This window comes from Stenotrophomonas nematodicola (assembly GCF_009467805.1).
GTDB classification, from domain to species: domain Bacteria; phylum Pseudomonadota; class Gammaproteobacteria; order Xanthomonadales; family Xanthomonadaceae; genus Stenotrophomonas; species Stenotrophomonas nematodicola.
Genome location: NZ_WIAY01000003.1, coordinates 332485 through 345666, shown reverse-complemented (window position 1 = coordinate 345666; position 13182 = coordinate 332485). Strand labels below are relative to the sequence as shown.

Sequence of the window (13182 nt, the reverse complement as noted above, 5' to 3'; positions counted from 1 at the left end):
GTGGAACGCCCAGGCATGGCACGAGCGCTAACCTCCGGGCGGACCATGAACGCAGCCATCGAGCAGTCCCGATTTCCTTGGCATTCCCGGGCGGGCGAGGGGGTGGCAGCCGGCGTGATGCTGGCCGTGCTGCTGAGCCTGACCGGCTGTGGGCAGCCGGACGATGTGGGGCCGCCAGTACGCCTGCACGAGGTGGCGAGCATCGAGATCACGTTCGTACAAGGCCCCTTCGAGGACGTCGAGGAGGTGCATCGCCTGCAGCAGGGCGCCGGGCATCGTGTCTTTGAACGTACCTCCGAAGTGACGTGGCGCGGCGGCCCCGCGACGGTCACCACCGGCACGGTACCGCCGCAGCGTGTGGCCGAAGTGCTGCGTGCGGCGGCGGCACCGGTGTGGTCCCGGCAACGTGCGGTGGACATGGCCGCGCGACGGCTGCGTCCGGACGCCCTGATCGAGGACGTGGTGCCGCGGGACATGGCCTCTCCGGGCTGCAGCGCGGCGGACCTCCGCAAACGCATGGGCGCGGCGCTGGGCGGTGATGCGTTGCGCGCGCAGTTGCTTGCCTACTACAGCGATGCCTATGGCTGGACCGATGATGCCCCCTCACTGCGCATGACGATCCGCTACGACGACGGGACGGCGTCGGTGGTGCAGTCCACGTCGCAGAAGGTGCGCATGTTGCCGTGGCAGATGGGGGGGCCTTCGGACACGCCGCGCCTGAACTGGTCGGTGCCGCTGACCGAGGCCATCGCCCGGGTGCTGCCGCCGGCCTCGGCCGCCGCCGAGCGGCTGGAGAGCACCTCCTACCGGCACATGACCTCACGCCTGCTGCTTGCCGCGCAGGCGGAATGCGCCGCCGGCCATCAACCGCCGTGACGGAGATAGTGCCCGCGCGCGAACAGCCACTGGCACCGTTTCTTTACCATCAGCCGCGGACGGCCGCGTTCGATCACGACCGGGTTTCCTGCGCTGGCCTGGCCCTGGAATGTGGCATCCGGCTTGAGCAGCGCAACTCCGTTGAGGCCATCGGGCGTCAGCAGAATGTCATCGATGCCGGCCGCATCTTCCGGGCTGAACCGGGTGGCGATCTGGGCGTCGAGGGCGGTGCCCAGCGGGGTATCGACGCGCCGCCAGGGCTGGCCCTCGCGGAACGACATGACATAGGCCCCGTTCTCGCGCACGACCTTCACTGATTCCTTGGCACGGGAGGTGTCGGCATAGCAGCCGATCAGCCGGCCCTGGCCGGTGCTGTGGCCATCACGGCAGGCACCGAGCAGCAGGATCAGGGAGACCAGCAGAAGTGGGGGGCGGCGCATGGCGTGACCGAAGGGAGGCAGAGGTCAAGTGTAGGCAAGTCCCTGACGCGTTGGTGCGGCGCATTCCCGGTGCGAGCTGCGGCATCCCCTGATCGCACCGGCGTGGTGGGATTCGCACACTGGCCGCATGTCCCCGCCTACCCGCCCTTGGTCGCCCGGTGCCACGTACTTCTTCAGTGCGCACCTGCGTGATGGTCACAGCCAACTGCTGGTGGAGCACGCCACCTACCTGCGGCTGGCGTTCCGGATTGCGCGGGTGGTGCGCCCGTTCCGCATCAACGCCATCGTCGTGCTGCCCGATCACCTGCACGGCGTTTGGACGCTGCCGGAAGGGGACACCGAAGGGCATCAACGCTGGAGCCAGATCCAGGCCGTGTTCGACCGGCACCTGCCGGGCAACCCGCCTCGCGCCGTCCTGCGCCGTGACCGGCAGGTGCGTCCGCTCTGGCACAGCGGGTTCCGCGAGCATCGCATCCTGGACGATGCGGATCTGGCGCGTCATGTGGCGTACGTGCATGAGAACCCGGTCAAGCACGGGCATGTCCGCGATGCCCGGCAGTGGCCGCTCAGTTCAATCCATCGGGGCGTCGGGCGGCCGGTGGCGGGGTTTGGGGAGTGCCGGGAACCGGGAACGGGCAGCGCCCTGGACGAAGACGCGGCCAGTGGGATGGATCAGGAGGATGCAAGGGGATGCTGAAGTATGGGCAGGGAATGCCGGTGGGGGCCGTGCAGGTGGCGGCGATGCAGGGGCGTGACGGCTGGGGAGTCGACGACACGCCACATGGGCGGGCACCCGGCGAAGCCATGACGCCAGGTGGGGAGCGCCAGGGTTCCGCACAACCGGGGGGCGGAACCGCTGGCGCTGGGCCGCTAACCGGGGCGGCAGGGGACGCTCAGGGGCATGCGACCGGATAAATGGGGCCGGCGCCGATCAGCAGCAGGCCCATGTAGTCGCTGTCCAATGCCTTGCCTTTGAGGGTGGCGCCGGCATTGAACTTGAACAGGCCAAAGCCGCCGCGGGGGCTGACCAGTGCCTTGCCGATCTGGTCGGCGTCGTCCTTGAAGAACCGCGCGATATCGGCGCGTGTGGATTCCTGCAGAGGCGTCGGCTCACGGTGCCATTGATCGTCGCGCTGGAAGGATACGTAGTAGCGGCCCTGCTGCTGCTCGATGCGAAACTCCGCCGGCTTGCGCGGGTGGGTGGCGTAGCAGCCGAGCATGGGATCGGCGGAAAACACGTTGGCGCTGTTGGTGCCGTTTCGGCACGCCGTGAGCGGCAGCGCGGCGAGGAGCATCACGCTGTAGATGGACGGGCGGAGAGAGTGACGCATGGCGGTTCCCTGTAGGCCTTGCAGCATTCTAGGACGAGCGTGCAAAGACGCCGTGCAGGCCGTGCGCCGTGCGGGCGGCAAGGGTGGCTGCGACGCCGACAGGTGGTGTAGCGTGGAGGCTCGCCCTGGGAGAACGCGAGTGAGCTCCGAACCATCGTTGACTACCGCGCCGCGTCCAGCGCGGACCGCACGCGCGCCGTGGTTGGGGTTGGCCAGTTTCCTTGGATTGCCGCTTGGCGGTGCAGCCGGTTACGTGGCGGCACACCTGGGCAGTGCCGCCGCCACGGGGGAAGGCACCACGGGGGCGGCCATCGGTGTGCTGGCCGCGGCGGTGATCGGCCTGATGGCCACGGTGGGCGCGCGCGTCCGCCAGGAGCGGTGGCCGTGGCTGGGCATCGTGGGCGCGGTGGTGAGTGCCGCGCCGCTGGTGGTGTTCATCGCCGGCATGATGGTGATGCGCTGAGCCATGCGCGTGCGGTAGACCGCGCTGCCACAGGCGGCGTGCCGGAGGTCAGTGTCGGTGCCGCCGCCACGCGTTCCAGACATGGGTACTGGCCAGCAGGACGCTGCCGGCGACGGTCAGGGGCGTTTCGCTGTCGTGCGTGGGCCAGCCGAGTGCGCCGGCGAGCAGCAACAGCAGGCCTGCGGCGGCGCTGATCAGCGCTGCCGCAGGTAGGGGCCGCTGACGGTGCGCGCGCCACAGGGCCACACCGGTCAGCGGGACGGCGATGGCCACGAACAGCGCGTGCACCCACTCGGCCTCGGCCCATACCCCCATCAACGGAAGGGTGGCGGCCAGCAACGGCAGGGCCAGGCAGTGCAGGAGACACAGGCCGGAGAGGGCGAGGGCACCGGCATCGAGCAGGGCGGAGGATCGCTTCATGGCGGGGGGCCTTGGTTTTTTAATGTTATATAGTAACATTTCAGTTCTCCTTGCTGCCTGCCCTGCCATGACTGCCTCCCGTCCTTCCCCTGATTCACGCCTGCCGGTGACGGTGCTGTCCGGCTTCCTTGGCGCCGGCAAGACCACGCTGCTCAATCAGATCCTGCGCAACCGCGAGGGACGGCGCGTGGCGGTGATCGTCAACGACATGAGCGAGATCAACATCGATGCGCAGCTGGTGCGCGACGGCGGGGCGGCGCTGAGCCGCACCGAAGAGACGCTGGTGGAGTTCAGCAATGGCTGCATCTGCTGCACGTTGCGCGATGACCTGCTGCAGGAAGTGAAGCGGCTGGCTGCTGCGGGGTGCTATGACTACCTGCTGATCGAGTCGACCGGCATCGCCGAACCGATGCCGGTGGCCGCCACCTTCCAGGTGCGCGATGCAGACGGGTTCTGCCTCAACGACATCGCCCGGCTGGACACGCTGGTGACGGTGGTGGACGGGCAGCAGTTCCTGCGCGACTTCGGCTCGACCGACCGCCTGGCAGACCGCGGCCAGCAGGTCGGGGAGGACGATGCACGTGGCGTGGTTACGCTGCTGGCCGAGCAGGTGGAGTTCGCCAATGTGATCGTGGTGAGCAAATGCGACCTCACCGATGACGACACGCTGCAATCGACACTGGCAGTGCTGCGCGCGATGAACCGCGACGCGCGGTTGCTGCTCGCGTCGCGGGGGGACGTGCCGTTGCATGAACTGCTGGACACGCGACGCTTCGACTTCGTGCGTGCGCAGCTGGCACCGGGCTGGATGCAGGCGCTGCGCGGCGGGCATACACCGGAGACCGAGGAGTACGACATCACCAGCTTCGTGTACCGCGCGCGGCGACCGTTCCACCCGCAGCGTTTCGCGCGGGTGCTGGAGCATGGGCTGGGCAGCGTCATCCGCAGCAAGGGTTTCTTCTGGCTGGCTAATCGGATGGACTGGGTGGGTGAGCTCTCCGGCGTCGGTCCGGCCATGCAGACCCAGGCCGCTGGCTTCTGGTACGCCGCGCGGGAGCGCGTGGCGGCCGGGCTGGAGGGCACGGCGCCGGTGTTGCCGCCCACGCCGGTGCCCTACACCGACGTGGGGTGGGCGCGCCAGCAGATGGCATGCTGGACAGCGCCGATGCCCGCAGTGGACGAGGTGGGTGACCCGGGCGAGTACCAGGCGATGCGCAGGCTGTGGCACCCGTGGTGGGGCGACCGCCGCCAGGAGCTGGCGGTGATCGGGGTGGCGATGGATGCGGCCGCGGTGCGCGCCGAACTGGATGCGTGCCTGCTCAACGATGACGAGATGCGTGCCGGGCCGCTGCTGTGGCAGGTGCTGCCCGACGCGTTCCCTGCCTGGGCGCGCCAGTAGCCACGGTAGCGGTCAGCGGGCATGCAAGACCCAGCCGTGGTCGCCGGCGTCGAGCCGATGGGTCAGGTGCAGCGCGTCGAGCAGATCGGGATCGTGCGAGACCACGATCAGCGTGCCGGGATACTGGTTGAGCATGTGCTCCAGCGCCGCCAGTGAGGGCAGGTCGAGATGGTTGCCGGGCTCGTCCAACAGCAGCAGCTGTGGCGGGTGCTCGGCGTACAGCAGGGCGGCCAGCGCCGCCTTCAGCCGTTCGCCGCCGCTGAGCGCATGCAGCGGCCGCAGGCTGCGTCCGGCATCCAGCCCAAGCAGGGCCAGGCGCGTGCGCAGGCTGCCCTGATCCTCGCCGGGGTGCGCGCGCTGCAGCCATGACAGGGCACTGTCATGCGCCGGCAGCGCGGACAGCGACTGATCGAGCAGGGCCGTTCGCGCAGAGACGTCCGCGCGGCCGCTGCAGGGCGCGACAGTGCCGGCCAGCAGACGCAGCAGCGTGGATTTGCCACTGCCGTTGCGGCCGCTCACGCCGATGCGCTGGCCGCGTTGCACTGTGAGGTCGAGGGTGTGCCACGGTGGCGCGACCCACGGCAGCCCGGCGGCTACGAGGTTGGCCACGCGTTGCGGGCCGGGATCGTCGAGCACCGGGGGCAGCATTGCGATGGCGGCCTCCCGTTCGACGTCGACGGCAGCCGCGTCCACGCGCGCGTCCAGTGCGGCGCGCCGTTCCGCCTGCTGCATCTGCAGGCGGCCGGCACTGTGTTCGCTGCGGTTCTTCATGCCGCCAAGCAGGATGGGGGCCTGGTTGGCGGTGCGTGCGTCGCGCTGCGCGCGCGATTGCCGGTGCGCCTGCCGCTCGCGCTGCTCGCGCAGGACCTCGTGCTGCTGGCGGCGCTCACGCTTGCGCAGCTCGAGCAGCGCCTCGGCGGCCTTGCGTTCGTCGTGCTTCCGCGCGGTGTAATGGGCGTAATCGCCGCCGTAGCTGCGCAGCCCGGTAGGCGAGAGTTCGACGATGCGCTGCATGCGTTGCAGCACGGTACGGTCGTGGCTGATGACGATGAGACCGCCGCGCCAGTCCGCCATTGCGTCCAGCAGCCGATCGCGGTGCCAGGCGTCGAGGTGGTTGCTGGGCTCGTCGAGCACCAGCGCGTCGGCGTTGGACAGGAAGGTACCGGACAGTGCCACCTGCATGACCTGGCCGCCGCTCAGCGTGGCGGCCGGGCGCAGCGGATCGAGCGCGGGCAGGCCGAGGCGATGCCACTGCGCCTGCAACCGGTCGCGCAGGTCCCAACGTTCGCCGACGCAGGCGAAATCCTCGGGATCGACACTGCCCGCCTCGATGCGGGCCAGTGCGTCGAACACCGGCCCGACACCGGCAAGGTCGACGATGCGACCACACGGAACGCCGCTGAGCTGCGCCAGCCGCTGTACGTGGCCGTGGCGCTGGATGCGTCCGGCGGTGGGGGCCAGCTCGCCGCTGAGCAGACGCGCGAGCACACTTTTACCGACACCGTTGCGCCCGACCAGGCCGGTCGGCGTGGTGTTGAAGGAAAGCGAAAGATCGGAAAACAGCGCACGGCCGTCGGGCAGCGTAACTGCCACGCGGTCGAGCGTAAGGGCGAATGCGGTCATGCGACCTCCATAGATGCCGTGAACTCCTCCCTGCCGGGCAGGGTGGTGAGGAGACAGGCCGTCAGACGACGGCGGCATCAATGGCGCATGCGGGCATACCTCGGCAACTCAGGCGACTGGCTGTCGCGAACCCAGTATACGGAGGCACCGGTGGCCAGCGATGAACGCGCGCTGCTCAGCAGTCCACGCCGGTGAGGCGGGCGCTGACGAAATCGATGAAGACGCGCAGTTTGGGTAGCACGTGCCGGCCCGATGGCCAGAGCAGGTAGAAGGTGCCGCAGGCATGGATCTGGTCGGCCAGCACCCGCTGCAGGCGGCCGTCGGCGAGTGCGTCGCGCGCGGAGTGCTCGGGAAGGTAGGCGATGCCGCGCCCTGCCAGGGCGAATGCCAGGCGTGCTTCGATGGTGTTGCTCACCATCGACACCGGCAGGTCCAGCGGGGGCTGGCCGGGGGCGACTGGCACGGGCCACGGCTCCAGTTTGCCGGTGCTCGGGAAGCGGTAGTGCAGGCAGTCGTGCTGACGCAGATCGGCCGCGGTGCGCGGGGTGCCACGGCACGCCAGATACTCCGGTGCGGCGACCAGGTAGCGCGGGAACACGCCCAGTCGGCGCGCGCTGAGGCGCGAGTCGCCGGGGTCGCCGACGCGCAGCACGGCGTCGAACCCTTCTTCGACGACATCCACTAGGCGGTCATCGAAGTCCAGCTCGAGCCGGATGCCGGGATAGGCGGCCATGAATTCGGTGAGGATCGGCAGCGACAGGTCGCCCACCAGCGGCAGGCCAAGCCGCAGCACGCCGACCGGCGCGGCGGTCTGATCGGCCAGCTCGGTGCGGGCGGCGTCGCGCTCGTCGAGGATGCGACGGCAGCGCACCAGGAAGCGCTCGCCTTCGGCGGTCAGGGTGATGCTGCGCGTGCTGCGGTGAAACAGGCGCACCCCCAGCGCCTGCTCCAGGCGGGTGACGCTCTTGCCGGCGGCCGAGGCGGTGATGCCCTGCAGGCGGCCGGTCTCGACGAAGCTGCGGGTGTCGGCAACCTGCACGAAGGTCTGCAGGTTGCCCAGATTGTCCAAGGCTGACATGGGCGGGACACGGGCGGAAAGCCGCACTGTAGCGAGTGCGGGGGGGTGGGGGGGCGGCCGACAGCAGTGGCGCGCCGGCCGGGGGGCGGGAAACCCTTGCGGGGACTGGGTGTTATGCAATTGCGGAACAAACTGTCCGGAATGTGCGGAGCGTTACCGGGCTTTTTGCCGCTGCGGGCAGCGCCTACCGTGGCGCTCCGATTCCACTGGCACTGCCCCGATGACCGTCTCCTCCCCTGACGCCCTTTCCGCTACGCCCCGGCTGCCTGCCGTGGATGCCCTGCTGCGCCAGCAGCACCACGACGCGCGCCTGGTGGGTGCGGTGGTGCTGGTACGCCGGCACGGCCAGCTGCTGCACGCCGATGCCACGGGCTGGGCGGATCGTGAGCAGCAGCGGCCGATGTCGCGCGGGACGCAGTTCCGCCTGGCCTCGGTCAGCAAGCCGATCGTGACGGCCGCAGCCCTGCGCCTGGTGGCGAGGGGCGTGCTGTCGCTGGACACGCCGGCCCATGCGCTGCTGCCCGACTTCCGCCCGGCGCTGGCCGATGGCACCCGACCGGCGCTGACGTTGCGCCATCTGCTCAGTCACAGCGCGGGTCTGGGATACCGTTTCCTGGAAACCGATGCCGACGGGCCGCTGGCGATGGCCGGGGTCAGCGATGGCATGGATGCATGCGCCCATAGCCTGCAGGAGAACGTACGCCGGATCGCGCAGGTACCCCTTGCGTTCGCGCCGGGCCACGGCTGGCACTACTCGCTCGGGGTGGATGTGGCCGGGGCGATGCTGGAGGCGGCAACCGGCCTGCCGCTGGCCGAGATTGTCCGTGTGCAGGTCACCGCGCCGTTGGACATGCACGACACCGGCTTTCATACGGACACGCCGACGCGGCTGGCCACGCCCTATGTCAGCGATCAGCCACGGCCGCGCCGCCTGCGCGAAGGCGAGGTGGTGCCGGTGTTCGACGGCACGGTCGGCATCGCCTACAGCCTCGCCCGTGCCAGCGATCCGCTGGCATTTGCCTCGGCCGGTGGCGGCATGGTCGGCACGGCCGATGATGTGATGCGGCTGCTGGAGGCGCTGCGCGGCGAAGCGCACCGCGATTGGCTTGCGGCCACGCACGTGGCGGAGATGACGCGCGCACAGGTGGGTGAGCAGGGCCCGCCGGACCCGCCAGGCTGGGGCTTCGGGCTGGGCGTTGCGGTGCTGCGCGACCGGATCGCGGCAGCCACGCCGCAGGCCGACGGCAGCTGGCGCTGGGGCGGTGCGTATGGGCACAGCTGGTTCGTCGATCCGGCCTGCGGGCTGAGCGTGGTCGCACTGACCAATACGCTGTACGAAGGCATGCACGGCGCCTTCGTGGATCGCCTGCGCGACGCGGTGTATGCCGACTGCGCCGTGGCGGTGGCGCCATGAGCGCGCCGGCCGAGGCCTGTCAGGGCGTGGCAGCGACCGCAGTCACGCGGCTGCCGCTGGGGGGCCTGCTGGCCCTGGCCTGCGCGGGCTTTGTGACGATTCTGACCGAGGCACTGCCGGCCGGTCTGCTGTCGCCGATGAGTGTCGACCTGGGCGTGAGCCGGGCGCTGGTCGGACAGCTCGTCACCGTGTACGCATTGGGCTCGCTGCTGGCGGCGCTGCCGATGACCGCATTGACCCGGCGGCTCCCGCGTCGCCCGCTGCTGCTGGCTGCGATTGCCGGCTTCGCCGTGGTCAACACGCTTACCGCGCTGACCCACGACTACACGGTCATGCTGGTGGCGCGCTTCGTGGCCGGGATCAGTGCCGGTCTGTTGTGGTCGCTGGTGGCCGGCTATGCGAGCCGCATGGTGGTGCCGTCGCTGCAGGGCCGCGCGATCGCGGTGGCGATGGTGGGCACGCCGCTGGCGCTGTCGCTCGGCATTCCTGCCGGGACGTTGCTGGGGCAGACCATCGGCTGGCGCTGGGCGTTCGGGGTGATGTCGCTGATCAGCGTGGCGCTGCTGGTGTGGGCACGGCTGACGCTGCCCGCGCTGTCGGCGCCCGGTGCGGCTGCCCGCCAGCCGCTGCTGACGGTGCTGAGGCTGCCGGGGCTGCGCACGGCGCTGCTGGCGATGTTCCTGTTCGTGCTGGCGCACAACGTGCTGTACACCTACATCGAGCCGTTCGCAGCGTTGGCCGGCGCGGCCGGTTGGCTGGACCGGCTGCTGCTGGTGTTCGGCGTGGCGTCGCTGGTGGGGATCTGGATCACCGGCGTGTGGGTGGATCGCGGCCTTGGCCTGCTGGTGGTGGCGAGCACGCTGGGCTTCATCGTGGCCGCCCTGGCGCTGGCCTGCTGGCCAGGTTCGCCGGCGGTGCTGGTGGCCGCCACGGTGGTGTGGGGGCTGGCCTTCGGCGGCGTGGCGACGCAGTTCCAGACGGCAGTGGCGCGGCGCGCCGGTGAGGCGGCCGACATCGCGCAGTCGTTCGTGGTGACCGGTTGGAACCTGGCGATCGCGCTGGGTGGGGTGGCCGGTGGCGTGATGCTGGAGACGGTGGGCGAACGCTGGCTGCCGGTGGCGCTGTTGGCGGTGCTGGTGGCGGCGTTGGCGGTGGTGCTGCGACAGCCACGCGCCTGGCAGCCGGTGCTGCCGTGACGCCTGCGGAGCGGGCGATCGCGCACCGGTATGCTGGTCGGCATCGACCGGGAGGAGATGCAGGTGCAGCGAGGTTTATGTAGTGGATGGGGGCTGGCGCTGCTGTGCATGGCCGGCCTGGCGCAGGCGGCCACGCCGGACCGTCGCATCGCGATGACGATCGACGACCTGCCGTGGCAGCGGCTGGACACACGTGCCGAACCGGAGCTGGCCGAGCGGCACGCGCAGTTGATGGCCGCGCTCAACGCCACGGGCATCCCGGTGGTGGGCTTCGTCAACGCGGGCAAGCTGGTCGAGCAGGGCGAGGTAGTGCCGGCGCGCGTGCAGATGCTGCGCGACTGGCTCGACGCCGGTGCCGAGCTGGGCAACCACACCTGGGGTCACGTCGATCTGCACGCGGTGGGCCTGCCAGCGTATACGCAGGACATCCTGCGCGGCGAAGACACGCTGCGGCCGCTGCTGGCCGAGCGCGGGCAGTCGCTGCGCTGGTTCCGCCATCCGTACCTGCGCGCCGGCCGCTCGCCGGCACAGCGCGACGCGCTGGCGGCGTTCCTGCAGGAGCACGGGTACCGCATCGCTCCTGTGACGGTGGACAACAGCGAATGGGTCTGGGCGTTCGCCTACGACACGGTGCGGGTCAGCGACCTGCCGCCGGCCGAACGCGAGGCGCGGCTGGCGCAGCTGCGCCGCGGCTACATCCCCTACATGCTGAACAAGCTGGACTACTACGAAGCGCAGTCGCAGCAGCTGCTCGGCCGCCTGCCGGCACAGGTGTGGTTGATGCACGCCAATGCGCTGAACGCGGCAACGTTCGAGGACCTGGTGGCGGCCACGCAGCGCCGTGGCTACCGCTTCATTTCGCTGGAGCAGGCCCTGCAGGACCCGGCCTACCAGCACGCCGATGGCTACAACGGCGACAGTGGCATCAGTTGGATCCATCGATGGGCGATGGCCGATCACGTGCCGCGCACGTTCCATGCCGGTGAACCGGTGGTACCGCGCTGGGTGCAGGCGTTGGCCGGAGTGGACGCCGACTGAGCCCGGCAGTGGCCTAGTCGGTGATGCTGTGGTTTGGGTTCTGCATGTTCTCGCGGGCCTTGCCGTACTGTTCCTTGCGCTGCCAATGGAAGGCGGCGAAGGCCTCCGGTGGCAGCGGTTTGGAGAACAGCCAGCCCTGACCGAACTCGACCTGGCGCGATTGCAGGTAGGCGAGCTGGGCAGGTGTTTCCACCCCCTCGGCCACGGTGAACAGGCCCAGCGTTTTCGCCATGTCGATGATGTGCGAGGTGACCGGGCTGGTGGCGCTGTCGGTGCCGATGGCATCGATGAAGGACTTGTCGATCTTCAAGGCATCCAGCGGCAACTGCTGCAGGTACTGCAGGCTGGAATAGCCGACGCCGAAGTCGTCGATGGCCACGCAGTGCCCGGCGCGGCGCGTGGCGGCCAGGCTGTTGCGGGCGCGCTGGATGTCGATGAAGCCGCGTTCGGTGGCCTCCAGCCAGATCTGCTGGGGATGGATGCCCGTCCCCTGCAGCTTCTGCGTCAGCACCTTCAGTGCGCGGCCGCTGCTGACGTCCTCGGCGGCGAGATTGATCGCGATGTGGGCGCTGCGGTCCTGTACCAGCAGGTCGCGCATGTCGGCGATGACGTTGTCCATCACCTGGTCGGTCAGCGCCTCGATCAGGCCGGTGTCCTCGGCCAGCGGGATGAACAGGTCCGGGCGCACCAGGCTGCCGTCGGGCCGCTGCCAGCGCACCAGTGATTCGGCACCGATGCAGATGCCGGTGTCCAGCTCGATGATGGGCTGGTAGTGCATGAAGAACTCGCGTCGCCGGACCGCCGTGGCCAGCTCGGCGCGCAGCGACAGACGTCGGCGCGACAGCCACACCGCCAGGGCGATCGCGGCGGCAGCGCCAAGCGCGCCGGCCGGGGCGAACTGCCAGAGCAGCGGGCGGATGCTGGCCACCAGAGGGGTGCGTGGCGCCGTGGCGATGGCCAGCCACTGCTGGTCCTGGGCGGTGGCAAACAGGGTGCGTGCATCCATGCCGCTGCGTGGCGCGCGCAGCAGATCGAGCATCAGCTGCGGATCGGCGATCGGCTGATGGGCGATCAGGCGTCCGTCCGGGCTGGCCACGGCCAGGCGTACGTCCGGGTCGGTGATGACGTCAACCAGCCGTTCGGGGTTCATCAGGATGTCGTAGCGGCCGTAGTACAGGGCCAGCAGCGGCACGCCATTGCCGGCCAGCGGGCGCACGTCGAGCTTGATGCCCACGCCGTCGGCGGTGAGGTGGTCCGGCTCGGGGCGGCGGATCGGCGCCTCCATCGGCCCCCAGGAGGTGCAGATCAGCCGGTCGTCCTGGAAATAGCCCATCTGCTCGGCCGAGACGGTATTGATCACCAGGCCGCGCATGAGTTGCAGGTGGGCCGCCGAGCAGGGTTCGAGCGTGCTGGCATTGGCCTGGCGGAGAGCGGTCAGCCCGGCTTCGTAGGCGCGGTGGGCGCGCAGCAGGGTCCGTTCGGCCGTGAACTGCAGCCGATCCCGCGCGGCATCGTTGGCGCGATTGACGTTGAAATAGAGCAGGGTGGCCATCGGCACGAGCGCGCCCAGCAGGGCGAACAGCACGGTGACGGCGATGTTCCGGGTGCGGTTCAAGCAGACCTCGTGCCAGCCGGCCCGTGGCCTGGAAGCCCTATCTCACCACCTGCGCGCACGGAAAGGAACAGGAAAACCCCGCGTTCGTGGTCGGACAAGGCCCAGGCGGGTCTCCGCCACGGCAGAAGCGGGTGAAACCCGACAGCCGCGCGCACTGCGGCCACCGCGGGCACCTCGCACCTGATCCGGGCGGGCGGCCGCGCGGGCCGTCTTCGAGGGTCAGAACACCGCCGGCGCAGCCTCTCCAACGGCATCGGCACCCGACCGCCATCGGTACCGGCCTGTTCCG

General features: G+C 69.9%; 13 protein-coding genes. 7 read left to right on the top strand and 6 right to left on the bottom strand.

Annotated features, from left to right (window positions below):
* Nucleotides 1-15 precede the first annotated feature (15 nt).
* The gene (locus tag GDJ08_RS12430; protein ID WP_136003485.1) at nt 16-876 is read left to right on the top strand and encodes a hypothetical protein; all 861 of its coding nucleotides are present in this window, start codon (nt 16-18) and stop codon (nt 874-876) included.
* On the opposite strand, the gene GDJ08_RS12425 is transcribed toward GDJ08_RS12430, so the two are convergent.
* Nucleotides 864-1316, bottom strand: coding sequence for a hypothetical protein (locus GDJ08_RS12425; protein ID WP_136003487.1), 453 nt, complete (start codon nt 1314-1316; stop codon nt 864-866). The genes GDJ08_RS12430 and GDJ08_RS12425 overlap by 13 nt on opposite strands.
* A gap of 127 nt (nt 1317-1443) precedes the next feature.
* Between GDJ08_RS12425 and GDJ08_RS12420 the strand changes: the two genes are divergently transcribed.
* Nucleotides 1444-2013, top strand: a complete 570-nt coding sequence (locus tag GDJ08_RS12420; RefSeq protein ID WP_136003489.1) for an REP-associated tyrosine transposase — start codon at nt 1444-1446, stop codon at nt 2011-2013.
* A gap of 196 nt (nt 2014-2209) precedes the next feature.
* Here GDJ08_RS12420 and GDJ08_RS12415 read toward each other — a convergent pair whose 3' ends face one another.
* A complete protein-coding gene (locus GDJ08_RS12415; protein WP_423669435.1) occupies nt 2210-2647 on the bottom strand; it encodes a hypothetical protein in 438 nt (145 codons plus the stop codon).
* Nucleotides 2648-2786: 139 nt separating this feature from the next.
* Between GDJ08_RS12415 and GDJ08_RS20225 the strand changes: the two genes are divergently transcribed.
* Entirely contained in the window at nt 2787-3110 is a 324-nt protein-coding gene (locus GDJ08_RS20225) for a hypothetical protein (RefSeq protein WP_229296516.1), read from the top strand.
* Nucleotides 3111-3158: 48 nt separating this feature from the next.
* Here GDJ08_RS20225 and GDJ08_RS12405 read toward each other — a convergent pair whose 3' ends face one another.
* Entirely contained in the window at nt 3159-3530 is a 372-nt protein-coding gene (locus GDJ08_RS12405; RefSeq protein ID WP_153164956.1) for a MerC family mercury resistance protein, read from the bottom strand.
* Nucleotides 3531-3597: 67 nt separating this feature from the next.
* On the opposite strand from GDJ08_RS12405, the gene GDJ08_RS12400 reads away from it, so the two are divergent.
* On the top strand, nt 3598-4929 hold the full coding sequence (locus GDJ08_RS12400; RefSeq protein ID WP_153164955.1) for a GTP-binding protein: 1332 nt from the start codon (nt 3598-3600) through the stop codon (nt 4927-4929).
* A 12-nt stretch (nt 4930-4941) separates the two neighbouring features.
* Here GDJ08_RS12400 and GDJ08_RS12395 read toward each other — a convergent pair whose 3' ends face one another.
* Nucleotides 4942-6552 (bottom strand): ATP-binding cassette domain-containing protein, encoded by a 1611-nt coding sequence (locus tag GDJ08_RS12395; protein ID WP_153164954.1) that lies wholly within the window; start codon nt 6550-6552, stop codon nt 4942-4944.
* Between the two features lie 175 nt (nt 6553-6727).
* On the bottom strand, nt 6728-7630 hold the full coding sequence (locus GDJ08_RS12390; RefSeq protein ID WP_153164953.1) for a LysR family transcriptional regulator: 903 nt from the start codon (nt 7628-7630) through the stop codon (nt 6728-6730).
* Nucleotides 7631-7850: 220 nt separating this feature from the next.
* On the opposite strand from GDJ08_RS12390, the gene GDJ08_RS12385 reads away from it, so the two are divergent.
* The 3 genes from GDJ08_RS12385 to GDJ08_RS12375 are packed head-to-tail and all read left to right on the top strand — an operon-like array spanning nt 7851 to nt 11278.
* The gene (locus tag GDJ08_RS12385) at nt 7851-9044 is read left to right on the top strand and encodes a serine hydrolase domain-containing protein (RefSeq protein WP_153164952.1); all 1194 of its coding nucleotides are present in this window, start codon (nt 7851-7853) and stop codon (nt 9042-9044) included.
* Nucleotides 9041-10240, top strand: coding sequence for an MFS transporter (locus GDJ08_RS12380; protein ID WP_153164951.1), 1200 nt, complete (start codon nt 9041-9043; stop codon nt 10238-10240). The genes GDJ08_RS12385 and GDJ08_RS12380 overlap by 4 nt, the downstream gene beginning before the upstream one ends.
* Before the next feature lie 57 nt (nt 10241-10297).
* Nucleotides 10298-11278, top strand: coding sequence for a polysaccharide deacetylase family protein (locus GDJ08_RS12375; protein WP_484600338.1), 981 nt, complete (start codon nt 10298-10300; stop codon nt 11276-11278).
* Nucleotides 11279-11291: 13 nt separating this feature from the next.
* Here the strand turns inward: GDJ08_RS12375 and GDJ08_RS12370 are convergent, their stop codons facing one another.
* On the bottom strand, nt 11292-12893 hold the full coding sequence (locus GDJ08_RS12370; protein ID WP_017355660.1) for an EAL domain-containing protein: 1602 nt from the start codon (nt 12891-12893) through the stop codon (nt 11292-11294).
* Nucleotides 12894-13182 lie beyond the last annotated feature (289 nt).